This window comes from Xenorhabdus miraniensis, from assembly GCF_002632615.1.
This window is the reverse complement of record NZ_NITZ01000032.1, coordinates 1-25,826: the sequence shown is the minus strand read 5'-3', so window position 1 is coordinate 25,826 and position 25,826 is coordinate 1. Positions and strand designations below refer to the sequence as shown.

General features: G+C 42.8%; 28 protein-coding genes and 2 pseudogenes. 17 read left to right on the top strand and 13 right to left on the bottom strand.

Features of this window, described 5'->3' with window-relative positions; genetic code table 11:
- The 11 genes and pseudogenes from Xmir_RS29640 to Xmir_RS19865 form a co-directional block, all read left to right on the top strand.
- Positions 1-361: pseudogene (locus Xmir_RS29640) on the top strand (hypothetical protein); the annotation flags it as partial.
- A 4-nt stretch (positions 362-365) separates the two neighbouring features.
- Positions 366-1,574, top strand: coding sequence for a hypothetical protein (locus tag Xmir_RS19910; RefSeq protein WP_099115794.1), 1,209 nt, complete (start codon positions 366-368; stop codon positions 1,572-1,574).
- Positions 1,575-1,577: 3 nt separating this feature from the next.
- A complete protein-coding gene (locus tag Xmir_RS19905) occupies positions 1,578-1,961 on the top strand; it encodes a hypothetical protein (protein WP_086114235.1) in 384 nt (127 codons plus the stop codon).
- A gap of 162 nt (positions 1,962-2,123) precedes the next feature.
- Positions 2,124-3,278, top strand: a complete 1,155-nt coding sequence (locus tag Xmir_RS19900; RefSeq protein ID WP_099115793.1) for a phage major capsid protein — start codon at positions 2,124-2,126, stop codon at positions 3,276-3,278.
- A 44-nt stretch (positions 3,279-3,322) separates the two neighbouring features.
- A complete protein-coding gene (locus Xmir_RS19895; protein ID WP_099115792.1) occupies positions 3,323-3,868 on the top strand; it encodes an HK97 family phage prohead protease in 546 nt (181 codons plus the stop codon).
- A gap of 2 nt (positions 3,869-3,870) precedes the next feature.
- The gene (locus tag Xmir_RS19890; RefSeq protein WP_099115791.1) at positions 3,871-5,088 is read left to right on the top strand and encodes a phage portal protein; all 1,218 of its coding nucleotides are present in this window, start codon (positions 3,871-3,873) and stop codon (positions 5,086-5,088) included.
- The gene (locus tag Xmir_RS19885) at positions 5,085-5,423 is read left to right on the top strand and encodes a phage head closure protein (protein ID WP_099115790.1); all 339 of its coding nucleotides are present in this window, start codon (positions 5,085-5,087) and stop codon (positions 5,421-5,423) included. Before Xmir_RS19890 ends, Xmir_RS19885 begins: the two co-directional genes overlap by 4 nt.
- Positions 5,416-5,718 carry a head-tail connector protein gene (locus tag Xmir_RS19880; RefSeq protein ID WP_099115789.1) on the top strand — a complete coding sequence of 101 codons (303 nt, stop codon included), beginning with the start codon at positions 5,416-5,418 and terminating at the stop codon, positions 5,716-5,718. Before Xmir_RS19885 ends, Xmir_RS19880 begins: the two co-directional genes overlap by 8 nt.
- Entirely contained in the window at positions 5,719-6,156 is a 438-nt protein-coding gene (locus Xmir_RS19875) for an HNH endonuclease (RefSeq protein WP_099115788.1), read from the top strand. It begins immediately after the preceding gene.
- Positions 6,157-6,275: 119 nt separating this feature from the next.
- Positions 6,276-6,629 (top strand): phage terminase small subunit P27 family, encoded by a 354-nt coding sequence (locus tag Xmir_RS19870; protein WP_099115787.1) that lies wholly within the window; start codon positions 6,276-6,278, stop codon positions 6,627-6,629.
- Complete coding sequence (locus Xmir_RS19865; protein ID WP_099115786.1) at positions 6,626-8,287, top strand: terminase large subunit; 1,662 nt, start codon at positions 6,626-6,628, stop codon at positions 8,285-8,287. The genes Xmir_RS19870 and Xmir_RS19865 overlap by 4 nt, the downstream gene beginning before the upstream one ends.
- A 243-nt stretch (positions 8,288-8,530) precedes the next feature.
- Here the strand turns inward: Xmir_RS19865 and Xmir_RS19860 are convergent, their stop codons facing one another.
- The gene (locus tag Xmir_RS19860; protein ID WP_099115785.1) at positions 8,531-8,857 is read right to left on the bottom strand and encodes a hypothetical protein; all 327 of its coding nucleotides are present in this window, start codon (positions 8,855-8,857) and stop codon (positions 8,531-8,533) included.
- Between the two features lie 118 nt (positions 8,858-8,975).
- On the opposite strand from Xmir_RS19860, the pseudogene Xmir_RS29635 reads away from it, so the two are divergent.
- The 6 genes and pseudogenes from Xmir_RS29635 to Xmir_RS19835 all read left to right on the top strand — a co-directional run.
- Positions 8,976-9,200, top strand: a pseudogene (locus Xmir_RS29635) (helix-turn-helix domain-containing protein); the annotation flags it as partial.
- Between the two features lie 392 nt (positions 9,201-9,592).
- On the top strand, positions 9,593-9,850 hold the full coding sequence (locus Xmir_RS19855; protein ID WP_099115784.1) for a helix-turn-helix domain-containing protein: 258 nt from the start codon (positions 9,593-9,595) through the stop codon (positions 9,848-9,850).
- Between the two features lie 333 nt (positions 9,851-10,183).
- Complete coding sequence (hemF, locus tag Xmir_RS19850; RefSeq protein WP_099115783.1) at positions 10,184-11,092, top strand: oxygen-dependent coproporphyrinogen oxidase; 909 nt, start codon at positions 10,184-10,186, stop codon at positions 11,090-11,092.
- A gap of 246 nt (positions 11,093-11,338) precedes the next feature.
- Positions 11,339-12,403, top strand: a complete 1,065-nt coding sequence (locus tag Xmir_RS19845; RefSeq protein WP_099115782.1) for a M4 family metallopeptidase — start codon at positions 11,339-11,341, stop codon at positions 12,401-12,403.
- Between the two features lie 228 nt (positions 12,404-12,631).
- Complete coding sequence (locus Xmir_RS19840) at positions 12,632-13,690, top strand: M4 family metallopeptidase (RefSeq protein WP_099115781.1); 1,059 nt, start codon at positions 12,632-12,634, stop codon at positions 13,688-13,690.
- A 279-nt stretch (positions 13,691-13,969) separates the two neighbouring features.
- Positions 13,970-14,179 (top strand): protealysin propeptide domain-containing protein, encoded by a 210-nt coding sequence (locus tag Xmir_RS19835; protein ID WP_099115780.1) that lies wholly within the window; start codon positions 13,970-13,972, stop codon positions 14,177-14,179.
- Positions 14,180-14,605: 426 nt separating this feature from the next.
- Here Xmir_RS19835 and der read toward each other — a convergent pair whose 3' ends face one another.
- From der to Xmir_RS19770, 12 genes are all read right to left on the bottom strand, one after another.
- The gene (gene der / locus Xmir_RS19830; protein WP_099115779.1) at positions 14,606-16,096 is read right to left on the bottom strand and encodes a ribosome biogenesis GTPase Der; all 1,491 of its coding nucleotides are present in this window, start codon (positions 16,094-16,096) and stop codon (positions 14,606-14,608) included.
- A gap of 196 nt (positions 16,097-16,292) precedes the next feature.
- Positions 16,293-17,465: an outer membrane protein assembly factor BamB gene (gene bamB, locus Xmir_RS19825; RefSeq protein ID WP_099115778.1), complete on the bottom strand. Its 1,173-nt coding sequence runs from the start codon at positions 17,463-17,465 to the stop codon at positions 16,293-16,295.
- Between the two features lie 15 nt (positions 17,466-17,480).
- Positions 17,481-18,101 carry a YfgM family protein gene (locus Xmir_RS19820; RefSeq protein WP_099115777.1) on the bottom strand — a complete coding sequence of 207 codons (621 nt, stop codon included), beginning with the start codon at positions 18,099-18,101 and terminating at the stop codon, positions 17,481-17,483.
- A gap of 11 nt (positions 18,102-18,112) precedes the next feature.
- Complete coding sequence (gene hisS / locus Xmir_RS19815) at positions 18,113-19,390, bottom strand: histidine--tRNA ligase (protein ID WP_099115776.1); 1,278 nt, start codon at positions 19,388-19,390, stop codon at positions 18,113-18,115.
- 164 nt (positions 19,391-19,554) lie between these two features.
- A complete protein-coding gene (ispG, locus tag Xmir_RS19810) occupies positions 19,555-20,676 on the bottom strand; it encodes a flavodoxin-dependent (E)-4-hydroxy-3-methylbut-2-enyl-diphosphate synthase (protein ID WP_099115775.1) in 1,122 nt (373 codons plus the stop codon).
- A gap of 150 nt (positions 20,677-20,826) precedes the next feature.
- A complete protein-coding gene (gene rodZ, locus Xmir_RS19805) occupies positions 20,827-21,879 on the bottom strand; it encodes a cytoskeleton protein RodZ (RefSeq protein ID WP_099115774.1) in 1,053 nt (350 codons plus the stop codon).
- 103 nt (positions 21,880-21,982) lie between these two features.
- Positions 21,983-22,402, bottom strand: coding sequence for a tetratricopeptide repeat protein (locus tag Xmir_RS19800; RefSeq protein ID WP_099115773.1), 420 nt, complete (start codon positions 22,400-22,402; stop codon positions 21,983-21,985).
- Between the two features lie 71 nt (positions 22,403-22,473).
- The gene (gene rlmN, locus Xmir_RS19795) at positions 22,474-23,652 is read right to left on the bottom strand and encodes a dual-specificity RNA methyltransferase RlmN (RefSeq protein ID WP_099115772.1); all 1,179 of its coding nucleotides are present in this window, start codon (positions 23,650-23,652) and stop codon (positions 22,474-22,476) included.
- 247 nt (positions 23,653-23,899) lie between these two features.
- On the bottom strand, positions 23,900-24,328 hold the full coding sequence (gene ndk, locus Xmir_RS19785; RefSeq protein WP_047962960.1) for a nucleoside-diphosphate kinase: 429 nt from the start codon (positions 24,326-24,328) through the stop codon (positions 23,900-23,902).
- A 294-nt stretch (positions 24,329-24,622) separates the two neighbouring features.
- On the bottom strand, positions 24,623-24,964 hold the full coding sequence (locus tag Xmir_RS29630; protein ID WP_244170993.1) for a hypothetical protein: 342 nt from the start codon (positions 24,962-24,964) through the stop codon (positions 24,623-24,625).
- 54 nt (positions 24,965-25,018) lie between these two features.
- On the bottom strand, positions 25,019-25,225 hold the full coding sequence (locus tag Xmir_RS19775) for a helix-turn-helix domain-containing protein (protein WP_099115771.1): 207 nt from the start codon (positions 25,223-25,225) through the stop codon (positions 25,019-25,021).
- 8 nt (positions 25,226-25,233) lie between these two features.
- The gene (locus Xmir_RS19770; protein ID WP_099115770.1) at positions 25,234-25,713 is read right to left on the bottom strand and encodes a DUF2975 domain-containing protein; all 480 of its coding nucleotides are present in this window, start codon (positions 25,711-25,713) and stop codon (positions 25,234-25,236) included.
- Positions 25,714-25,826 lie beyond the last annotated feature (113 nt).

Below are 25,826 nucleotides of genomic sequence, written 5' to 3'. Positions count from 1 at the left end.
GCATGAAGTGGTGATGCTGGATTACAAATCTATTTCATGCAGTCACCTCGCCGCCGGAACGTCGGGTTACAGTATTTCGCAATTAGTTGGACGTGAAGAAGAAAGGCCGCTTTTGTCTGGATTCTCGAATGTTAAGCCACTGAAGAAGCCGCGGGTTGAAGAGACTCCGGTAAAACCCGCTAAACATCATGCTCGTTATCGTTGTGTGGATGATGACGGTAATCTTTTAACCGAACGCAAGTATCGGGTTTGCCTGCCGGATGGTCAGATAAAAGAAGGAAAGACGGATAAACAAGGTTATACCCAATGGCATCTCACTGATGACAAAAAGAAACTTGAATTTCATATTTTAAAGGATTAATACCATGCCAACGTATACCGTTTACACAAAAATAGAATCAAATGTACCTCCTGAAAATCTGCTTTATGACTTCATTATTTATCGTAAAGACGCAAAAGGAAATCATCATATATTGCTCGATGTTTTTCAGGCGAAATTACAGAGTAATTATGAAACTCAACGGCATGTCACGCAGGAAACAGATGATGATCTTTCCGTGATGTATATTATGCAAATCATGCTTTATCGCAAGCATGGTTCAAATACGATTCAGGCACTGCAAGCCCCTTTTAAGAAGATGTATACACTGGGTGAGTTTGTCTCAGGTAAAGCCTATTCGGATAAAAAACGGGAGAATGCGTGTTATTTTGAAAGCACGATTGAAACAAAACCTGTCAGCGACGGAGATAATACCGTTGAGTTAAAGATCTCTGTGCCGGAAAGACCTTTTATTGCTAAAGAATATCCAATTGGTCATAAAGATGATCCGTTTGAGAAAAGTAAAATTGAATCACAAATTCAGGAGAGGTTATCTAAAAGAACTTATCCAGATCAAAATGGGGCTAGTTTATGTGGACCAGCAGCATTTTTTTATTGTTTGCAGATGGACAGACCTGATATTTATGAGCAAGCTGCCCGTGAATTATGGCGATATGGTAAGACTAAAATAGGTGAATTAGAAATCAAGCCGGGCGATGGTTGCCGGCATCCTAAAGGATCTTTTTATAATCAGTATGGTGAAAGGATTTCAGGATTAGATTGGTTGACATTAGCCAGTTTAAGAGATTCAGAAAATACGATTATGAACTACGATGAAATTTCAGATCAAGTGGCTGGTATTACCATGTGGGAAAAATTAACAGAGTGGTTTGAAAAAGCTGGATATGAAAAGGTTTTTGACAACATAAGTGTATTCTCACATAGTAATGTGAACGATATAATAAATTTAAATCAATATATAAAAAAAGGATATCGAGTTGTAAGTTTAATATCAGCCGGAATGCTAGATAGTATCACTGGTGACACTTCAATGAAAAATCATTGGGTTGTATGGGAAGGCGAAGTTAGTTCAAAAGGGATACCAATAAATTCAAATGAGATAAATAATGACAATATGGTTAATTTAAATATGTTTTCTTGGGGTAAAATTTATCAACAAGTTAAAGGGGGTAATAATTTGAATTATTTTCTTAAACATACATTTGGAGGGTTGGTTTTCAAGCCAATAAAATAAGCAATGAGTAGATTTATTTTAATTATATCTTTTTTGTTTATTTCCGCTTGTTCAAAGCAAGCTGTTCATATCTATCCTGATGGAAATTATCTAACAGATGCTAAGATTGGTACACCATATAATGAATTAATAAGAATACCTGGTGTTATAGATAAGAGTTTTGGCGCAGAAATAACACCTGAAAACTCGGGTTTAACATGGAGTCCTAGTGATTATACTGTCCCTGTAAAACCAGTAACAGCAAAGGATTACAGCCGTATAAAAATACAAGGCACTCCTACACATGCTGGAGAAATACGAATAAAGGTAGCTGGGGCAATTTACGGGACAATGCTAAATGGAGCAAATGATTTTGAAAAGATATACATTATAAAAGTGAGTAAATAGGTATTAATAAAAAATGGCGAGTTAAATCGCCATTTAAAATTATTTTTTGTAAATATTTTGTCTTCATGTTTTCTCTTGTTTAGCCTCTGAATTCCAGAGGCTTCTTTATTATTTTTCATCGTGTTAAATAGTATTTAAATAAACAAATAACGCAAAAACACCATGAAGAAATTACTTGAATTACGCCAGCAGAAAGCAACTTTCACCGAACAAATGCGCTCGCTGCTCACCAAAGCCGAAACTGAAAAGCGCTCACTGACCGAAGATGAAGCCAAACAGTTTGACACACTGCGCAGCCAGTCCGACGCCCTGAATACCGAAATTGCCCGTTATGAGGCGCTGTCTGATGAAGAACGCAGTCAGGCAGGTAAAACCCAGCCAACCAGTGACACACTCAGCAATGACGAACTGCGCCATTATCTTCTGACCGGAGAAACCCGCACCTTGTCTACAGGCGTCCCGTCAGACGGTGGCTATACCGTTATCCCCGAACTGAATAAGCAGATCATGCAGCAATTGGCTGATGAATCGGTCATGCGCCGGATCTGTACCATCAAGACCACTCGCAGCAACGAATATAAACAGCTTGTTTCGGTGGGTGGCGCAGCCGTCGCCCACGGGGAAGAAGGCAAGGCGCGTAGTGAAACGACGACGCCGAAGATGGAAGAAGTCAGCATTAAGCTGTTTCCTATCTATGCTTACCCCAAAACAACCCAAGAAATCATCGACTTTAGCGATGTGGATATCTTGGGCTGGCTGACCTCAGAGATTGCAGATACGTTTGTCGATACCGAAGAAACCGACCTTGTGAGCGGAGATGGCAGCAAGAAAGCGAAAGGCTTCCTGTCTTATCCCCGTGATCCCCAAGCTGACAAGGTACGCGCTTTCGGCACGCTGCAAAAGCTGGAAGTCGCCAGCCTTGAAGCCGATAGCCTGATTGACCTGAAATTCCTGCTCAGGAACAAATACCGCAAGAATGCCGTGTGGGTGATGAACTCCACGACCGCCGCCAAAGTACAGAAGCTGAAAAACGGCAATGGCGATTATATCTGGCGGGAACGTTTACAGGCGGGTGATCCTGACATGTTGCTGGGCTTGCCGGTTCACTATCTTGAATTTATGCCGGAAGGGGTGATCGGTCTGGGTGACTTCAAACGCGGCTACTTCATCGTTGACCATCAAACAGGCACCCGTACCCGTCCCGACAATATCACCGAGCCGGGATTTTATAAGGTTTGTACAGATAAATATCTGGGCGGCGGCTTGGTGGACTCCAATGCAATCAAGGTGCTGGAAGTGAAAGCAGCCAGCAAATAAGTGAGAGGGGCACAGCGCCCCTTTTTTGTCTTGGAGTCTCTCAAATGAATGATATTGAATTAAGAACGGCTGACTTTTCACTTAATGAGAAAAAGATCACCGGTTATGCCGTGCGTTGGATGGATAATTCACAATTGCTGTTTGGTGAATTTATTGAACGTTTCGATAAAAGCGCCTTTGCAACCTGTTTAAAAAATGACGCTGATATTCGTTTCTTGTGGGAACACGAACATGCTTCTCTATTGGGTAGAACGTCATCTAAAACCCTGACCGTGAGTGAAGATGATACGGGTTTACGCTTTGAATTGTTATTACCAGATACTCAATTAGGACGTGACGCACTCACCATGATTGATCGGGGCGATATTGAAGGTGTTAGTTTCGGCTTTCGTGCCATTAAAGATCAATGGGATGTGGGTCAAGACCCCTATGTCAGAACCGTCTTAGAGGCAGAGTTACGGGAAATCAGTCTGACCAGTATTCCGGCCTATCCGACAAGCAGCGTGGAGATTGCCAAACGTTCCCTGAATGCCGCCAAACCTTGTGATGCCGATTTGCGTCATTACTGGCTGCAACTGTCCGAGGTGTAACCATGTGGCCTTTTAAGCGAAAATCGCCTGAAACCCGTAGCATGACGATGGATGAGTTTCTTTCTCTGGCGGGCATGGCTAACACCAAATCAGGTGAGCATGTTTCCCCGTCCACGGCGGAGGGTTTGCCTGCGGTGATGAATGCGGTCACGGTGATCAGTGAAGCCGTTGCTACCATGCCTTGTTACCTCTATCGGGTGCAGCACCAGAACAGTAAAGAATCCCGCGAATGGCTCAGTGATCACCCCGTGGATTATTTACTCAATGAATGCCCGAATGACTGCCAGACGCCGTTTCAGTTCAAGCGCACCCTGATGCGTCATTGCCTGCTGAATGGCAATGCCTATGCCGTGATTGTCTGGGGTAAAGACGGCCAGCCGCAATCCTTGCACCCTTACCCGCCGTCAGCGGTGGTAGCACAACGCTTATCCGATCACCGCTTCGCCTACACCATCACAGAACCGTACAGCGGCAAGGTGAAAACCTACCTACAGGAAGAAGTGTTGCATCTGCGCTATGCCACCGAAGACGGCTTTCTGGGGCGCTCACCTGTCACCATTTGCCGTGAAACGCTGGGCTTGGGGCTGGCACAACAGCGCCACGGTGCCAGCATCATGAAAGACGGCATGATGGCGGCGGGCGTGATTAAGTCCACTGACTGGCTGGATGGCGTCAAGGGCAATAAGGCACTGGAAGCCCTCGAACGTTACAAGGGCGCCCGCAATGCGGGGAAAACGCCCATTCTTGAAGGTGGAATGGACTACCAGCAATTAGGGATGAGCAATCAGGATGCGGAATGGCTGGCGTCCCGCCGTTTCACGATTGACGATATTGCCCGCATGTTCAACGTCAGCCCGATCTTCCTGCAAGAGTATTCGAACAGCACCTACAGCAACTTTAGCGAGGCGTCCCGTGCTTTTCTGACCATCACCATGCGCCCGTGGCTGGCTAACTTTGAGCAGCAAATCAAATCGGCCTTGCTGCTGGCGTCCCCAAAACGGGGCATTCGTTACCAAGTGGAGTTCGACACTGCTGACCTGCTGCGTGCCAATCCGAAAGAACGCTTCCAGAGTTATGAGACGGCGATTAAATCCGGTGTGATGTGCCCGAATGAAGCCCGTGAACGGGAGGGATTATCCCCCCGTGAGGGCGGTGATGAGTTCAGTCAGGCATGGAAGCAAACGGTGGAAATCAAGCAACAACCGGAGGGCAAGGCATGAGGGCAGGCAGATTACGACATCGGGTGATGATTCAAAAGAATGAACCGACCCGTGGTGAATACGGCACGATGATTAAGCATTGGGTGGACGTTGCCGCCGTCTGGGCAGAAGTGAGATTTATCGGTGGTCGGGAACTGGTGGCCTCCGGACGGATGCTTTCCGAAGCCACAGTACGTATCTGGTTGCGTTATCGGAACGATATCACCACCACACACCGGATTATCTATCAGGGTGATAATCCCCACAGTCAGGCTTTTGCCATCGTTGCCGTTATTCCCGATCCGAAACGGACTTACTTAGAGCTGCTTTGCAAGGGAGGCGTGAAATATGCCTGATATTGAAATCCCCCTGAGTGAAATCAAGCAGCATTGCCGGATAGATGAGGGCAATGATTTAGAGGATGCCCTGCTTCAAGGTTATGCTGATGCGGCATTGGAAGTCTGCCAGCAACATATTGGCAAGCGCTTTGCTGAGGGCTTGGTATTCAGTCCTGCGATCAAAGTCGGTTGTCTGCTCTATATCGGCTTGCTGTATGAGAACCGGGCAATGGTCGCAGATAAGGAACTGAAAGAAATCCCGTTCACCATTAAATCATTGTGGTCTGTCTACCGTGATGCCGGAGTGTATTAGATGCCGTGGCAACCGTTAAGACGCTGTCATTATCCGGGTTGTAACCAGCGGGTGAAGTCAGGACGCTGTGAGCAGCACAGACGAGAAATCAGCCGACAGCAGGATAAACAAAGGGGCACCCGTACCGAGCGTGGCTACAGTAACCGATGGGGCAAGTACAGACTGATGTATCTCAAGGCGAACCCCTTATGTGTGATTTGCCTGAAAGCCAATATCTACACACCCGCAACCATCGTCGATCACATTATCCCGATAGAGGGTGATAGTGATGTGTTGTTCTGGCCTGAATCCAACCATCAATCTTTATGCCACGCCTGCCATAACCGTAAGACCGTACAGGCAGACCCGATCACCAAACAGAAGCGCAAGAACGGTGAGTATCGGAAGCAAGAAGCAGAAGCGGCAAGGTTGGTGAGTTGCGGAATAATAACCCAATGAAATAGAGGGGTGGGGGTATCAAAAATGACAAATACCCTGCTAAAAGGAACCGCCGCCTCCTCCAATTTTTATGCACGGCACTTTTTTTGAAAATAAAATCACAAGGAAAACAGAATATTATGGCAAGAGCACCCAAACCCCCGACGTATCTGAATGAGATTGCTGCCAGCCAGTGGAAAGCCAAGGCAAAAACCTTAAGCGAGCGGGAAGATCTGACCGCCGCCGACTGGAACAATTTAGAACTGTACTGCGTCAATTACGCGATTTACCGAAAAGCGGTGGCAGACCTTGATATCAGGGGCTTTAGCATTGTTAACAGCCAAGGCAGTGAAAGCCGCAATCCGTCACTGAGCGCCAAAGCGGACGCCGAAAAAATCATGATAAAAATGTCCTCGCTGCTGGGTTTTGATCCGGTATCACGGCGTAAAAATCCAGTGGAGACTGAGGAAGAGGACGAGTTAGACCGGCTATGAACGCATGGGAGCAATACGCTTTTGATATTGAGAACGGCACAATTCCGGCCTGTAAATGGGTAAAACAGGCGGTAAAACGTTATCTTAATGACCTGAATAACCCACTTTATGTGTTTGATTCGGAGGTGGTAGATCGTTTTATTGCGTTCTCTCGCTACTGTCCGCACGTCAAAGGCCATTTGCGGGGCAAACCGATTATTCTGGAGCCGTGGCAGCAGTTCGCCTTTGCCAACTTGTTCGGTTTTAAAGTCAAAGCAACCGGACGCCGAAAATACCGCAGTGCGTACATTCAGGTGCCGCGCAAAAATGCCAAGTCCACCGTGGCCGCAATACTGGCTAACTGGTTCCTCGTGATGGAGTCAGGCCAGCAGGATATCTACACCGCCGCCGTGAGTCGGGATCAGGCGCGCATTGTGTTTGATGATGCCCGTCAGATGTGCCTGCTATCCAAGCCGTTCAAGAAACGGGTCGCTATCCAGCAACACAAAGTGACCTATCCAAAGAGTAACAGCCTGTTAAAGCCACTGGCCGCCAAAGCCGCCACCATTGAGGGCACCAATCCCAGTCTGGCGATTGTCGATGAGTACCATTTGCACCCTGATAACGCCGTCTACTCTGCCCTTGAGTTAGGCATGGGTGCCCGTCCCGAAGGACTCCTGTTTGCCATTACCACGGCGGGCAGTAACGTGATCTCCGCCTGTAAACAGCACTACGATTATTGCTGCCAGATACTGGACGGGGAAGAGCAAAATGAATCCCTGTTTGCCCTGATCTACGAACTGGACGACGAGCACGAGATTGATGATGAAAGCCTTTGGATAAAGGCCAATCCGAACCTGAATATATCGGTAGACGCTAATGCCTTGCATGACACTATCCAGAAAGCCCGTGGCATTCCCTCGCAATGGACGGAAATGCTCACCAAACGCTTTAATATCTGGTGCCAGGGTGAAACGCCGTGGATGGGTGACGGCGCATGGAAAGCCTGCCAGACAGAATACGATGAAAACGACCTCAAAGGGCTGGAGTGTTACGCCGGACTGGATTTATCCTCAACGGGCGATATCACCAGCCTTTGTTACACATTCCCCGTAGACAATGAACTGTTATTGCTGACCCGCCATTACCTGCCCGAAGCCCAGTTACAGAACCCCGCCAATAAGAATCGGGCGGTATATCGTCAATGGGCACAATCGGGCTGGATACGTACCACACAAGGCGACTGCATTGATTATGACCGTATCCGTGATGACATTCTCAAAGACAGCCAGCACTTTGATATCAGGCTGGTAGGTTTTGACACATGGAACGCCACCCACCTACGCACCCAATTACAGGGCGCAGGCTTGGACGTTGAACCCTTCCCGCAAACCTATATGCGCTTTAGCCCGGTGGCTAAATCTGCCGAAGTGTTCGTGAATCGCAAGGTGATTCGTCACCACGGCGATCCGGTGCTCGCGTGGGCGATGTCCAATGTGGTGATGGAAACCGACGCGAACGCCAATATCAAACCGAACAAAAAGAAGTCTGCGAACAAAATCGACCCGGCTATTGCGTTTTTGATGAGTTTTGGCACATGGCAGGCAGAGCATGACGAGTTTGCGTTTAGCCTGAGTGAAAGGCAACAGCAGAGACTGGATAGCTTTGATGGGATTTAGATAACCAATTGATTTTTTAATGCCTATACAGGGTAAGAGTTAATGAAATCAAATGATCGGAAGGTTAAATATCATATAGTTATTTGGATTAGTCACTGCTCTATCTGACATTCAGTTATGAGCGAGGAGCGAGTGTTTTGTGTATTAGCTCAAGCTCGACCTGACAGTTACTGATTATTTACACAGATATCTATCAGGTTAAGTTGAAACTATAGGGCTATTGGGAATAGCCCTCGTTCACAACTAAATCTTATGAGCGGTATACTGATATTGCTCTTTTGTTATTTTTCCGTCACTTTGAATTACAGGGAGTTTAATAAAAATATACATTCTTTCTAAAAACTCACTAATCCCAATTTTTATGTGATTTGATATTGCGAGGTTTAAACTGTCATGCAATACAATGTTTATGTCAGTTAAAGTATGCCTTGTATCATTATGCAGCTCATAGGTCACTTTTTTAGAATTGTTAGATGAATTTAGCAGGTCCAATGACAGCTCTATATAATCAAACCCCTTTGGATTAGTTTTGGTAGAGATGTCAAAACTCACAACAGTATAATTAGCCATAATATCTCCTTTCTTTGGATTTAAGGCTTGGATTCACATGATAAGCGCAATTTCTGAAAAAGGCGGTCAGTTGCTATAGTAGACATCTTTCTCGCCAAGGGAACATGCATTACGACCTATAAACAACAGACCGAAATCAGAAATATATCAGATTATTAGCTTAAAAAAAGCGGATTTTACACAACGTTAGATTGCCAAGTCTCTCAAACACAATCCCTCAACAACTAGTCGTGAATTAAAAAGAAATCGGGAAACACAAAAATACTGTCTTAAACAGACTCAAATTAAAGTGTTGGAACATCGCCATTCAACTGAAAAAGCAGTAAAAGTCACACCAGAGATAACGTCCACTTCACGCTTTGAGACATTCGACAAGCTTTTTATTCTTTAAGCAAAGCCGATTGTTATATTTGTTTGAACTCAGTCGCAAGGGTATCAGATCTCAACTGGACAGCATATAACGCAAAAAGTTAAGCGCTTATACTGATTCGCTTATTGAGTCCGATAAACCAATCAGTTAAAGTAGCTCCGCCACTGGCAAAATCCAGTGGTCAGGGCTTCGCATCCCTGAGCTAAGAACACTGGTAGGATGTTTCTACCAGTGACCTCGTTCACCCTTTCAATGGTGATTCAGGCAGGGGAGGCTTCGGCCTCACCGGAATCTTAGCCCGGTAATGCGAACCTTGCTTGAATCGCCACCATCAATTTTCTCAATTAATGGAAGGGGTAGCAGGAATGAATAACGTTAGAAATGATTGGCATCAAGCCGATATTATTGCTGCATTACGTAAACGTGGTACAACCTTAGCGGCTGTCTCTCGTGAAGCGGGACTCAGTTCTTCTACATTAGCAAATACGTTGTCACGCCCTTGGCCGAAGGGTGAATGGATTATCGCTGATTACCTTGAAGTACATCCCTCTGAAATCTGGCCTAGTCGCTATTTTGATATGAACGGTCAACTCATTGAGCGTAAGGCTCGCAATAAGTCGTAAAAATAGCCAATCCACAATTTGAAAATCATCGGGAAGATAGCCGTAACGGGGTATCTTCTCACTAGCAGTAACATTCGTAATTACCACCTCAATAGCTTTTGACGAAATGCACCACACCTTCTTCATAAGGTCGGAGCATTCAGCATACTGACCTCTTTTTATTGATCCCAAATACACTCTTATTCTTTCTTTTCTTTCACATTGTTCTTATCTTATGCTTTGTTTATAGGTTCGTTCAGCATTCTATGTATAAATATTTATATAAACAAACAAAAACAATCTCGTTGAAAAATGAGAATTATTTATTAAATATCAAATGGTTATGTTTAAATCATGAATATACCTAATATATCTCAAGTTAAAGATTTTTTCCTCTCATTACAGGATCAAATCTGTAAGCAACTGGAGCAAATTGATGGTCACTCAACATTCATAGAAGACTGCTGGCAACGGGAAGAAGGTGGCGGTGGACGCAGTCGTGTGTTAACCGCTGGCGGTATTTTTGAACAAGCCGGCGTAAATTTTTCACATGTCATGGGAAAATCAATGCCGGCCTCTGCCACAGCTCATCGTCCAGAATTAGCCGGTCGCAGCTATCAAGCCATGGGAGTTTCCCTTGTTATCCATCCGCTAAATCCCTATATCCCAACCAGCCATGCGAATGTGCGCTTTTTTATTGCAGAAAAAGAAGGAGAAACGCCTCTATGGTGGTTTGGCGGTGGGTTTGATCTCACCCCTTATTATGGTTTCAAAGAAGATGTTATCCACTGGCATAGCGTTGCCAAGACTTTATGCCAACCGTTTGGTGATGATATTTATCCAAAATATAAAGAATGGTGTGATGATTACTTTTTTATAAAACATCGAAATGAACCGCGTGGCATTGGCGGCTTGTTTTACGATGATTTAAATACACCTGATTTTGATACTTGTTTTAATTTTACACAATCTGTCGGCAACGGGTTCTTACCTGCTTATTTACCGATTGTAGAACGAAGAAAAAATATGGCTTGGGGTGATCGTGAAAGACAATTTCAGTTATATCGTCGAAGCCGCTATGTTGAATTCAATTTAGTTTGGGATAGAGGAACTCTCTTTGGCCTGCAAAGCGGTGGAAGAACTGAATCAATATTAATGTCTATGCCGCCGTTGGTACGTTGGGAATATGGTTATACTCCGGAACCTAATTCTCCAGAATCTGAATTATATAATTCATTTCTGATAAAAAAAGATTGGGTTTAACAATTAAGAACAGGAATATAGGATCACCTCTGTATTCCTGTTTTATATTTTCACTTCCGAAATCGTCTATTAAATAGATCGGATAATTATCAGAGCATTAATAAAATTGTTCATGGTTTTTCATTAGCAATACCCTGCCATAAAAAATCAATATTTCCCCTAATGACTCACTCTCTAATTACAGTTAGTATGCAATCCGGGCCCGAAAAGCAAAAACAACATCTAATAAAAATAGAGGGGTTTACCATGAGCAATAATCAAATCAACAAATACAGCTTAATTCCTCCATTTGTTTTGGAACAAATATCTAATGATTGCGATGAATGTACTAATCAATATGTATCAAAGACATTAGATCATGTTTATCACTTAATGAACGCAACCGTTGAAGAGGAACGCCTTCATCAAGAAGATAAAATAGAATCAGATGATAAATTAAATCGCACAATTTATGATGCCAAAAACAAAGAGGAATTCCCCGGAGAAAAACTGTCCCGAAGTGAAGGCATGCCTGAAGACAAAGATGTTGCTGTCAATGAAGCTTATGAGTATCTGGGTAAAACCCATGAGTTTTATAAAAACATTTTTGGCCGCAACTCGCTCGATAACAAAGGGCTAAAACTAGTTGCCACAGTGCATTATGGTGAAAATTACTTAAATGCGTTTTGGTCCAGAAAACAAATGATATTCGGCGATGGAGATGGAAAATACTTTAATCGTTTTACTTCCGCTATTGATGTTATAGCACATGAGCTTACTCATGGTGTGATCGAAAGCGAAGCAGATCTTGATTATGCCTACCAATCCGGTGCACTAAATGAATCCATCGCAGATGTGTTTGGTATTATGGTGAAGCAATATGTAAAAAATCAAAAGACAAATGAGTCTGATTGGTTATTAGGGCAAGGTTTGTTGGGGCCTAGGTTTAATCCAGAAAATAAGCCTGATGTTGCCTTACGCAGCTTTATTCATCCAGGAAAAGCTTTTTCCGGAGATAGACAAGTTGCTCATATGGATCAATATAAAGAACTTCCCTTCACCATAGACAATGGCGGTGTTCATATATATTCAGGAATTCCTAACAAGGCATTTTATTTAGTAGCGACTGAGTTAGGTGGATATACCTGGGAGCGAGCAGGCAAAATATGGTATCAAACTTTGCTGGATAAACGCTTGTATCCTGATGCGGATTTTGAGGATTTTGCCAAACTGACAATTGAAAATGCTGAAAAATTATTTGATAAGGAAATTTCAGACATTGTTAGTAATTGTTGGAAACAGGTTGGTATTTTACTTCCTGAAAAGGATTAATCCAATATTAATACAATATCAATCTAGGTTAAAATCAGTAACATTAAGATAACGCTAAAATAAATAATAAAGGATTAAGGATAATCCTTTATTATATTTATAAATTAATATTATTAAGTACAAAAAAACCTTTCTCATTAGTAGCGAATACCACTATTTAGATTAATACTTAATTAAGGTTCCTAGGGATTAAAATAAACACAATATCTAAAAAGCGGGGGTATTATTATGCGCAACCATCAAATTAAATTAAATAAAACTGGTATAATTCCGCCTTCTCTATTGGAATACGTTGTAAAAATTTGTGGTCAAAGTGATAAAGCATATATATTAAAAACATTAAATCATGTTTATAATTTAATGAATAGCTCTGCTGAGTTGGATATTCTCACTCATGAATATCAGCCTGGAAATTATAATAAATTAGATAGAACAGTTTATGATGCTCAATATAATGATCAATATCCAGGAAAAATATTAATTTTAGATGAAATAACAACTATGAGCGGCGATATATCAGCCAATGAAGCTTATGAGTATCTGGGTAAAACTTATGAGTTTTATAAAAACGTTTTTGGCCGCAATTCGATTGATAACCAGGGCCTCAAGCTAGTTGCTAGCGTACATTACCAGAAAAATTATATGAATGCTTTTTGGGATAATAACCAAATGGTTTTTGGTGATGGTTATGCCCCCTATTTTAATCGCTTCACCTCCTGTATTGATATTACTGCACATGAATTAACTCATGGTGTTATTGAAAGTGAAGCAAATCTTGACTATGCCTATCAATCTGGCGCACTAAATGAATCCATCGCAGATGTATTTGGTATTATGGTGAAGCAGTATGTAAAAAATCAACAGGCAAGCGAATCTGATTGGTTAATAGGTCAAGGGATATTGGGTTATGCACTTAATCCAAACAATGATCCCAACATTGCTTTACGTTCATTCAAAAACCCCGGAAGTGCAAATCCAAAAGACAACCAAGTTGGCCATATGAATCAATATCAAGATCTGTCCGTTAGAGATGACCAAGGAGGAGTCCACAAATATTCTGGTATTCCCAATAAGGCATTCTATTTATTGGCGATCGAGTTAGGCGGCTATTCATGGGAACAGGCAGGAAAGATTTGGTACGAGACATTGTTGGACAAACGCTTATCTCATAAAGCAAGCTTTAATGATTTCGCGACATTAACCATCGACAATGCAGAAAAATTATTTGGTAAAAAAATTTCAGATATTGTAACTCATTCATGGAAGCAAGTGGGAGCTTTGCTCTGATATTAACTATATCTGTGATAATAAATGGCTAAGGAAGGCCTTGATCATTATACTTTTTTATTCCCCTGATACTTTCAGAATCAAAAAATTAATCTTCCAAGCGTAACCCCTATCAATAAAAATTCATTTTTCCCTTCACCATTTCAAACATTTTACTTATTAATCTCACACTGTCAAAAATTTACATTTTTAGTAGTGACTAACATGGTTAGTTTGGCTAATATTACGACTAGGCTAAATATACTCAGACATGAAAAACACATAGAATAGGGTATTATTATGAATAGCAACCAGATAAACAAGAAAAATATAATTCCTCCTTATTTGTTGGAATGTATTGCGAAAAATTGTGATACTGATGATAAAGAATTTATATTGAAAACTTTAGAGCATGTAAATCAATTAATGAAACATTCACCCAGAGAAAATAAGCCTCATACCAATGAAGATAATTCATTACCACATAAAAACAAAACACTACCCGAATAATAAAATAATTATTTACTATCGGGAAATATTTCTTTAACGCTAAGCACCAAAGCCATCACAAATGGCCACGGATGACTGAGTTAATTGATTGCTTTGACATTCATCATATTTATGGATTCCATTATAGCATCGGGAATAAATAGATTATCTTTACCATATAGAATTCCAGCTAAGTTTAGCTATTATTTCTATTAATAATTTATTCCCACCAATAATAAAACTTTTGTTACTATCTATAAAATTTATTGCTACCTATAAAATATTTTTTATAAAATATATAGAAAGCAGTTACAACTGCTATCTTTATTTTTCAGAATAAAACACTTAGAAACAATTTATTTTAGATTATGATTACGAATGGAAATGCACACCCCTTAATAATAAAGGGCTGAAAACAGCCCTTTATTTATTGTATTTTTACAATAATTAACGTTTTTTCAAATGCTCCATTAAACGTTTACGCTTACGAAGCTGGGTTGCTGTTAATGTATTTTTCTTACCAGCATAAGGGTTAGCCCCCTCTTTAAACTGGATACGAATAGGTGTTCCCATCACTTTTAAAGAGCGACGGAAGTAATTCATCAAATAACGCTTATAAGAATCGGGTAAGTCTGTTACCTGATTACCATGGATCACAACAATCGGTGGGTTATAACCTCCCGCATGAGCGTATTTCATTTTAACCCTACGACCACGGATCATCGGTGGCTGATGATCATCTTCCGCCATGCGCATGATACGGGTCAGTAAGGAAGTGTTCACACGGCGGGTTGCGCTTTCATAAGCTTCCTGAATTGACTCAAATAAATTACCAACACCACTACCATGCAGTGCAGAAATAAAGTGAACACGGGCAAAATCAACAAAGCCCAAACGCAGATCCAGCATATCCTTGACGTGATCTTTATCTTCCTGACTCATGCCATCCCATTTGTTGACGGCAATAACCAGCGAGCGACCGCTATTAAGAATAAAGCCGAGCAAAGAGAGATCCTGATCAGAAATACCTTCGCGGGCATCTACCACCAATAACACGACATTAGCATCTTCAATGGCCTGAAGTGTTTTAATAACGGAGAATTTTTCAACGGTTTCTGTGATCTTACCGCGTTTACGAACACCCGCAGTATCAATCAGGATATATTCGCGCTCATCACGCTCCATCGGAATATAAATACTGTCACGGGTTGTGCCTGGCATATCATAAACGACAACCCGCTCTTCCCCCAGAATACGGTTAGTTAATGTGGATTTACCTACATTTGGACGACCAACAATCGCAAGTTTTAGAGGCAAAGCAGTAGGATCAAACGCTTCCTCTTCTTCCTGTTCAACAGAAGCATCAAGTTCAGCCTGTTCCATCTCTGCCCAATAAGCAGCGTTAGCTTCTTCTTCCGTTAATTCGACTTCTTCTGTTTCCTCTTTCTCAGAAAAAGGCAGCAGGGCACGTTCAATCAACTGCGTCACGCCACGACCGTGGGAAGCGGCAATAGAATAAATATCGCCTAATCCCAATGAGTAGAATTCTGCAATGGAAGTGTCAATATCAATGCCATCAGTCTTGTTTGCTACCAAAAAGGTTGCTTTTTCACGACTGCGCAAGTGCTTGGCAATCGCATGATCGGCCGGCATCAACCCTGATCTGGCATCAACCATAAAGAGAACAATATCAGCCTCTTCGATAGCCATCAAAGATTGCGTAGCCATATGTGTTTCTACGCCTTCTTCCGTACCATCGATACCTCCCGTATCAATGATGATGAACTCCTGCCCTTCAACCTCTGCCCGTCCATATTTACGATCACGGGTTAAGCCAGGGAAATCCGCTACCAGCGCATCTCTGGTTCGGGTTAATCGGTTAAATAAGGTGGATTTTCCAACATTGGGGCGCCCAACCAGCGCAACGACAGGTATCATTTTTTTGATGCCTCATGACTAGATTTAAATCGATATCCTGCTAGAAATGATCCAACCAATGTTGCTCACTACTAGTTGCTCACTACTACAAGATACTAAAAAGACGAAACGGCCCCTGTTACTTTCAGCACAGGAGCCGTATAGTTTCGTGTTATTTCGTATAGTGTTACATATAACGTTAAAACACGTTCTGGAATTAGCGAGTATACAGGTAAACTGTCCCGTCCTTCGCTTGTACCATCAGTTTATCGCTGACAACAACAGGGCGACTCAATAGACCTGAACCATCAACCTTATTCTGAGCCACAAATTTGCCATCAGCCATATTCAACCAATGCAAATAACCTTCGCTGTCTCCAACAACCAGATAGCCGTTATACATTTCAGGTGCAGTCAAGTTACGATGCAAGAGATCACTTTGCGCCCACAATGTAACCCCATCGCTCTTACGCAAGGATAAAATGCGGTCATCCTGATCAACAATGAAAATATTATCATCAGTTACGACCATATCATTCACCGAACCCAGATCACGTTTCCAGATGATCTGACCCGAACGCATATCCATTGCAACTAAGTTACCGTTATAAGCAATGGCATAAATAACATTGTTAGAAATGACCGGAGTCATATCAACGTCATTCAGGCGATCGATTTCAGTGGCTCCCGTCACCTGAGAAATGCGCTGCTGCCAAATTAATTGCCCTTGAGACAACAAAACAGCACTGACACGCCCATTGTCACCACCCACAACTGCGGCACCATAGGCCACGGCAGGAGCGGATTCACCACGAACCGACAACGGAGGTGTATCCATGTTAACTGACCAGGCGATACTACCATCACCTTCATTCAGTGCCTGCAACATACCATTGCCAGTGTGAATCAAGACAAAACCATCACTTACCACCGGACGCGATAACGCTTCGCCGGCAACTGTTGAATCCCATTCAACTTTACCGTTTGTTGCATCCAACGCGATGACTTTTGCTTTTTCTGTGCCGACATAGAGACGATCACCGGAAACAGTCAATCCCCCTGACAGCAGTGCTGGCAAACGAGATGACAGAAGACCGGCTTTCTCTGATAAGTCCGTTGCCCACAACTCCTTGCCACTATCTATATCAAACGCTTTGACAACACCATTTCGGTCAGCAGCATAAACCGTTGAGCCCTGCCAAACCGGTGACAAGTGAGAATAGTAGTGCCCAACACCGTTGCCAACGGATTTATCCCAGACAATACGAGGCTTGAATTGATTTTCAACCTTCGGCAGCGGTGACATTGTTACCGTATCCTGTTCGCTTGAACAACCCGCCAGCAAAACAGAAGCAACCAGCCCAACCAAGAGTGTTTTTCGCAGTTGCATTAGAAGTTGACTCCCTTAGTTGGATAAATTATTAAGTTTAATTTTAATGAAATCTTTCATCGACTGAGGGCCATCAGATTCAAGCCCTTTGGAATATGCAGCACGAGCACCGGCTATATCACCTTTTTTCGCCAGAATATCTCCACGGATATCCTCAGCAACAACCAACCAGCCTTTTCCCTTGACCAATTCTAACGTTTTCAATGCAGCATCCGTTTTATCTTCTGCCAATTGAACCCGGGCCAAACGAAGGTTGGATAACGTTTTCATATCTTCATCTGTGGCTTTACCTGATGCCGCCAGCAAATTTTTCTCAGCCTGAGCCAAGTCATTCTTCCCGATAGCATGTTTTGCCAGTTCCAGATCAGCCATGACACCGTAGATATTATTTGTTTCATTCGCGAATTTATCTGCGGCAGCAACATCCTCTTTCGACCCCAACGCCAGAGATTTGTTCAATTTCTCAAACTTTGCTGCCGTTTCATGTAATTGGTTTGTTTGATGAGTCTGCCAGTAACGCCAGCCAACCAACGCGCCAATGCCCAGAACTAAACCAACAGCAAGGTATTTACCGTTGGTGACGAAAAAACGCTTTATCGCGTCAACTTGTTCAGTTTCAGTGGTATAGACTTGCACAGAGTCTCTCCTTAGCCTAACAATTCGCTCAAACGTGCCGCGACCATTTGTTGTGACAACGTTTCTTGTTCACCGTTACGTAAATCTTTTACTGTTACGTTGCCAGCCTGAATTTCATCTTCTCCGAGGATCAAGGCAACTTTAGCGCCATGCTTGCCCGCACGAGTCAATTGTTTCTTAAAATTACCTCCACCGTGGTTGGTCATCAGGCGCAATTCCGGCAGTTGATCACGGATTTTTTCTGCCAGAATCAATGCGGCTTGTTGACTGCCTTCACCAAAGGAAGAGAGATAAACATCAGCAACCGTCAAATCGGCAACGAAGTCAGGATTGATTTCCTGCACTAACAGAACCATACGTTCCATGCCCATGGCGAAACCCACTGCCGGTGTTGCTTTTCCACCTAATTGCTCAACCAGGCCATCGTAACGCCCACCCGCACAGACAGTTCCCTGTGCCCCCAATGCAGAGGTTACCCATTCAAAGACAGTACGATTGTAATAATCAAGACCGCGAACCAGACGCTGGTTAATGCGATATTTGATACCCGCGTTATCAAGTATCTGACACAATCCATCAAAATGTTCTTTTGATTCGGCATCAAGATAATCAAACAGTTCCGGTGCATCATTAAGAAGTTGCTGAATTTCAGGATTTTTGGAATCCAATACACGCAGAGGGTTGGTATACATACGACGCTGGCAGTCTTCATCCAGCTTTTCTTTATGCTGTTCAAGGAACTCAACCAGTGCTTCACGATAATCTGCACGCGCTTCCAGTGAACCAATGGAGTTCAATTCGAGCGTAACGTGGTCAGCAATGCCCAGCTCACGCCACCAGCGTGCTGTCATTAGAATGAGTTCAGCATCGATATCCGGCCCTTGCAGACCAAAAACTTCAGCACCCAATTGATGAAATTGGCGGTAACGGCCTTTTTGTGGACGCTCATATCGGAACATAGGCCCGATATACCATAAGCGCTGTTCCTGATTGTACAGCAGACCATGTTGAATACCGGCACGGACACACCCTGCGGTATTTTCCGGGCGTAGGGTCAAGCTTTCTCCATTGCGGTCGTCAAAAGTGTACATTTCTTTTTCGACAACATCGGTGACTTCCCCAATCGCACGTTTAAATAACGGGGTCTGCTCTACAATCGGTGTCCGAATTTCGCTGAAACCATAACCTGACAGCACACGCTTTACCGTAGATTCAACTCGTTGCCAGATGGCCGTTTCAGCAGGAAGACAATCGTTCATGCCACGAATAGCTGGAATATTTTTTGTCACGTTTTATCTCTTATTAATATTTATACAATGGCATCGATTATAAAAGCGAATACTTGTCAGGTTCAATCAGCAAACAAAATTCTCACTATATGCTCATTTATCCAATAGATACCAAGATAAAAAGCAGAGCTGGCGCATGATAACATGAACCAGCATCAGGCATATTACTCATCAAGCTGATTAATGCTGATCCGGTTATTAGCATCAAGGATCGCAGCTTTAGCCCGGATCTTCGCTTCAAGCTGATCAATCAGATCTTTATTATCAAGACGCTCTCTCTGACGAATGCCATCTTCATAAAAGCCGCTTTTCGTTTTAGCTCCTGTTACACCAAGCGTTGAAACTTCTGCTTCTCCCGGGCCATTCACGACACAGCCAATGATAGAAACATCCATCGGCGTAATGAGATCTTCAAGACGCTGCTCAAGCGCATTAACAGTGCCGATAACATCAAATTCCTGACGTGAACAAGTCGGGCAGGCAATGAAGTTGATGCCTCTTGAACGAATGCGCAATGCTTTCAATATATCGAAGCCGACTTTAACTTCTTCTACCGGATCTGCGGCCAAAGAGATACGCAATGTGTCGCCAATGCCTTCTGACAATAAAATGCCCAGACCAATTGAAGACTTCACCGCACCTGCGCGAGCGCCACCTGCTTCGGTGATGCCCAGATGTAGGGGTTGATCAATTTTCTGTGCCAGCAAGCGATAAGCGCCAACGGCCAAGAAAACGTCAGAGGCTTTGACACTCACTTTGAATTGGTCAAAGTTAAGGCGATCAAGGATATCCACATGGCGCATTGCTGATTCAACCAGCGCTTCCGGTGTCGGTTCGCCATATTTTTCCTGTAGATCTTTTTCCAGCGATCCACCATTGACCCCGATACGAATCGGGATGTTATTGTAACGAGCACAATCCACAACCTGACGGATGCGTTCCTCGTTACCAATATTGCCGGGATTAATGCGCAAGCAGTCCACACCATATTCGGCTACTTTCAATGCAATGCGGTAATCGAAATGGATGTCAGCAACAAGGGGAACATTGACCTTCTGTTTGATGGATTTGAACGCTTCAGCCGCATCCATGGTCGGAACAGAAACACGAACGATATCAACACCAACTCTTTCTAATGCTTTGATTTGATTGACTGTTGCCTCAATATCAGTTGTCCGTGAGTTAGTCATTGATTGCACCGCGATGGGTGCGTCATCCCCTATGGGCACATTACCGACATAAATACGTGTGGATTTACGTCTTTTTATCGGTGATTCATTATGCATTTTTACATTACTCCCCTACATCCCTGTATTTTGTTTATAAAAATTACAACTATGCTGTGGTGAATAATACACACAGGCGAACATGAATACTTATTCAATGTTCGCCCAAATTCTTTTCAAGACAAATTTGCCAAAACTCTGTCGATGAGTTTATTTCAGCTTCAGTTTGGCAGTCACGCCTTTCTTAATAAAGGAATTCAGATCCACCGGTTTCCCCTGGAACTGAACCTTAACCTGTGAAGGTGCACCAATGTTCAAAGAGTAAGGCAATACGCCGGAAAGTTTCAGGTTATCACCTTTCTTTTTCGTACCACTAAACAGTATCTTACCTTTAGCATCCTTGATTTCTAACCAACATTCCCCGTTGAAGTCCATGACCAACTCATTGCTGCTTATAGCGCTAATATTGTTCACGTCAATTGATGATGTACTGACAACAGGATTTTCCGTGCCTGTATTAGTCGTTACGCTGGGGTTTTCTGAAGTCTCATTTGCTGCCGCTGGATTAGGCACTGTTTTTGGCTCTGTTGCCATGGACATTTGTGTATTGGAAGCGGTTGAAGCACTGTTTTTTATTCCTGTGCCATTCACCTGCTCCGGAGACGCTTTCTCTTGAGAAACCGCCGCAGATTGATTTTCTTTCAGAGGTGCGGATACATTATTCGCTATCTTGTTATCCGCTATTTTATTATCCGCTATTGCGGTTGAAGCAGCCGGGCTATTTTCAGCGCCCTGGACATGGGCACTTTGGACGCTGGATTGTGCTGCCATTGAAGACAATTCTTTTTGTTGCACCTTGTAGTTTTGCCACCACCATAGGCCAGTCATACCAAGTAGCAGGATGATGATAGCCCATGTTATTTTCATTAACCAACCATCACTCTTTTTACGTTTTTTCCTCGAGGAAAAACTTTGCATTGGAGAAACTTTCATGGTTTTGGCTGGCATTTGTTTATCTAAAATGCTCAAGATCTCAGATTCAGGCACTTGAACCAGTTTCGCATAAGCGCGAATGTATCCACGAAAGAATGTTAGTGTAATATTTGATGGAGTATTGTCTTCTTCAATATCACGAACAGTGGACAGTTTAAGACACAAGCGATCTGCCACAGTTTGCTGAGAAAGCTCAAGTTTTTCACGAGCCTGACGCAGAATCTGACCTGTTGTCAGATTGGCTTCTTCTGGGTAAGTTTCAGTCTTCATTAGCTAAGGACACTGGTACTGTTCTGGGTTAAAGAATTTACGCAAATTAATTTAAACTAATTTGTGCCGCGAAATCATCTTGCACTGCGTTGAACGCAGAAAATTATCTATCACAGCGGTAACGGTTTATGTTGCTTTCCCTATTTTCCGTGAGCAATTGCTTAGCCTCTTCAAACCGCTTTTGTCCACAGAGGAAAGCATGATAATGACGTATTACAGTATCACGTCCTGCCGTCTGCTGCATGGCTATTCCATAATGCTGGCTGGCGGCTTCAGGTCGGCCAGCATATTGTTCATGCAATGCCATACCTAAATGTGCCTCTGGATGACGAGGCTCCGCCAGCAAGACCTTCTGAAAATGATATTTGGCAGCCGGTAAATTCCGTTCCACCAAATAAGCCTTCCCTAGCTGTAATCGTGTATCTATGGCAACAACCTGAGAAGCACGATGCGTTGCGTGTTCTGCGCACCCCGCTGACAAGCCAAAACAAACTATAGACCAAATTATTGATTTCCGTATCATACCATTTTCATTTATAAGAATATGTCAAACTTCGCCAGATTTTTAGCCATTAATCGATATTAAACAGAAAATTAGACTGTTTTTACCTGAATAGGTTCACCTGCCAGACGTTTTTTCAGTGTCCGTTTTGTTCTGTCAATGACATCACCCGCAAGCTGTCCACAGGCAGCATCAATGTCGTCTCCTCTCGTTTTACGCACGATGGTTGTGAAACCATACTCCATCAGAACTTTGGAAAAACGATCGATTCGGCTATTGGAACTGCGGCCATAAGGTGCACCGGGGAACGGGTTCCAAGGGATCAGGTTGATCTTACTTGGCGTATCTTTCAGGCATTCCGCCAACTGGTGAGCCTGTTCAACGCTGTCATTAACGTGATCAAGCATCACATATTCCACCGTGACACGCCCCTGATTGGCATTGGATTTTGTCAGATAACGACGTACCCCGGCCAAAAATTCTTCAATGTTGTATTTTCGGTTAATTGGCACGATTTCATCACGAATGTCATCGGTAGGTGCGTGCAAAGAAATTGCCAATGCAACATCAATCATATCGCCCAATTTATCCAATGCAGGGACAACGCCAGACGTTGATAATGTCACGCGACGTTTTGACAGGCCAAAACCGAAATCATCCATCATGATTTCCATTGCGGGTACAACATTATTCAAATTGAGTAATGGTTCCCCCATTCCCATCATCACCACATTGGTGATGGGCCGGCGGCCACTGGATTTCAGCGAACCAATGATCTTAGCGGCGCGCCAAACCTGACCAATAATTTCAGATACCCGCAGGTTACGGTTAAAACCCTGCTGAGCCGTAGAACAGAATTTACACTCCAGAGCACATCCCACTTGAGATGAAACACATAGTGTCGCCCGATCATCTTCCGGGATATAAACCGTTTCAACCTGTTGATCACCAACAGTAATCGCCCATTTTATGGTGCCATCAGAGGAGCGTTGTTCTTCTGCAACTTCCGGTGCTTTGATTTCAGCAACTTGTTGCAATTTAGCCCTGAGGACTTTGTTGATATCTGTCATCTGCTCAAAGTCGTCATAGCAATAATGGTAAATCCATTTCATAACCTGATCGGCACGAAAAGGTTTTTCTCCCATATCGACAAAGAATTGACGCATTTGTTTACGGTTAAGGTCGAGTAGATTGACTTTACCGTTTTTCTTTTCAGGCGTGACAGATACGGCGGAGGTTGAAGGTGGTACGGTTTCGTTTAGTTGGGACATTTTTTACATCGCCTCGTTGTTACACTTTCGGCTCTGTGCCGATTTCATCTCAGCACTAAGTTTTCATGCGGTGACTGCCAATTCAATGAACATTCCATTCTGGCAATCTCAAATTCCCGTCATTATAAAATTCCAGAAATAGAGAACGAACATTGAAATAAAAATAATAAACGCCCCACTAAATCAAATCAGTGGGGCGCGTCATTGTACAAACTTTACTGTTTAGATGCTACGAGTAACTGAAGACTCAGTGGCGAGGGAAGATCTCGTCATCACTAAAGAAATAAGCAATTTCACGGTTTGCAGACTCAATGGAATCTGAGCCATGAACCGCATTTTCAGTAAAGCTGTCCGCATAGTCTGCGCGCAACGTTCCTGCCAGTGCGTTGTCAGGGTTGGTTGCACCCATCAGATCACGGTGACGCTGTACTGCATTTTCGCCTTCCAGAACCTGTACCATAATTGGGCCAGAGGTCATGAACTCTACCAGACCATCAAAGAAAGGGCGGCCTTTGTGTTCAGCATAAAAACCTTCTGCTTGTTCACGAGTCAGATGCAGCATTTTGGCCGCGATGATTTTAAACCCTGCGCTTTCAAAACGAGCATAGATAGAGCCGATAACATCTTTCTTCACTGCATTGGGCTTGATAATGGAAAAAGTACGTTCAATTGTCATTGGATAACCTCTTTGGCACCTTCAGCGATGATTCATTTTAATTTTTATGCCCCAGGTCAAACTGAGGGGCAAATCTACCCTGTATCTCACAGGAATAAAAATAGGCGTTGATTATAGGAGGAGACTTTCTGCTTGCCTACAAAAAACATAACATTTCATTAAAACTTTCTTAGCGAAAATTATCATTTTTTAGCATGAATCACATTTTAACTCAGAATGCCTGTTCAGGCGATTAAATCCCAAACAGGCATTCTGACCCAGATCATTGAATTTGCACTTTAATTCCAATATTAATTATAAAACCCTCTCTGTTACACATTGCACAAAAGGTTTGATCTCTTCGGCCGCTTTCTTGTTGACGTCTTGTTTAACGTCATTAGACACTTTAAACTCCCCAGTAAATTTTCCTTCTGCACTTTGAGTTGTTTTATCCGATGTGCCAATAATGCTAATGGTATATTTATGGCCGGCTGGTAATAAATCTGTGCACTTTCTCAACTCTCCCGAATGAGAAGACTTTTGAACTGTTATTTCTTGGTTACTATTTTTTTGAATACCATTTGTTGCTGATATATCCGCAAACGAAGTCGGAATATAAAACATACCCAAAAGCAAAACATATGAAAAACTTTTCATCTTTTTCCTCACTGTTTATGTTGAATTAATAACCCAATATAGTTCAATAACTGATTAATCCTCTTTGAATTCCAATATATCCCCAGGTTGGCACTCCAAATATTGACAAATAGCATTCAGAGTAGAAAACCGAATTCCTTTAATTTTTCCGGTCTTTAGTAAAGAAAGATTCTGTTCAGTAATACCAATAGCCTGTGCTAACTCTTTGGATTTAACTTTCCGTTTCGCCATAATCACATCCAAATTCATGAGAATTGCCATGGTATCTCCTATATTATGCTCTGATTTTCATCGTATATATCACATGCTTGGTAAAGAATACGTGAAATGATAGCCAGGCAAACTGAAATGAAAATAGCGACAAAATGACTCGAAGTTAAACTCAACGAGAAGAAACGTTCACCGACTGGTGCTCCCATTGTTAACCATAGTGTTAATAAAGGCTCACAAAGAATATCCAAGACACTCCATAGAATGACTCCCCAGCCAGCATATTCCAAATATTTAACGGTGCGCTTGGAAAAATAATCACCTTTTCTGTAATTGCCAAACAATCGATGGAAAGCCCAAAAGCTGCCACTCAGCGACAATAGTGGTATTGTCGAAATCAATATTCCCCCGGTTAATTTCCATGTACTCAAAGCATCATGATCAAAGTTAGATAATATTCTTCCGGTCAACGAAATTTCTAATCCATATTTTTCCAAAATTAACTGTGGTTCCAGCCAGCTAAAAATATTAACCACCATCACGATGATGATAATTAACCCGAATTCCGTTTAAGCCGTCATTGGAAAATCGTCTTCTGAGTAGAACACTTTCAGTGATGGCTTCTTCCATTTAAGGCAGTAAGCAATCACCC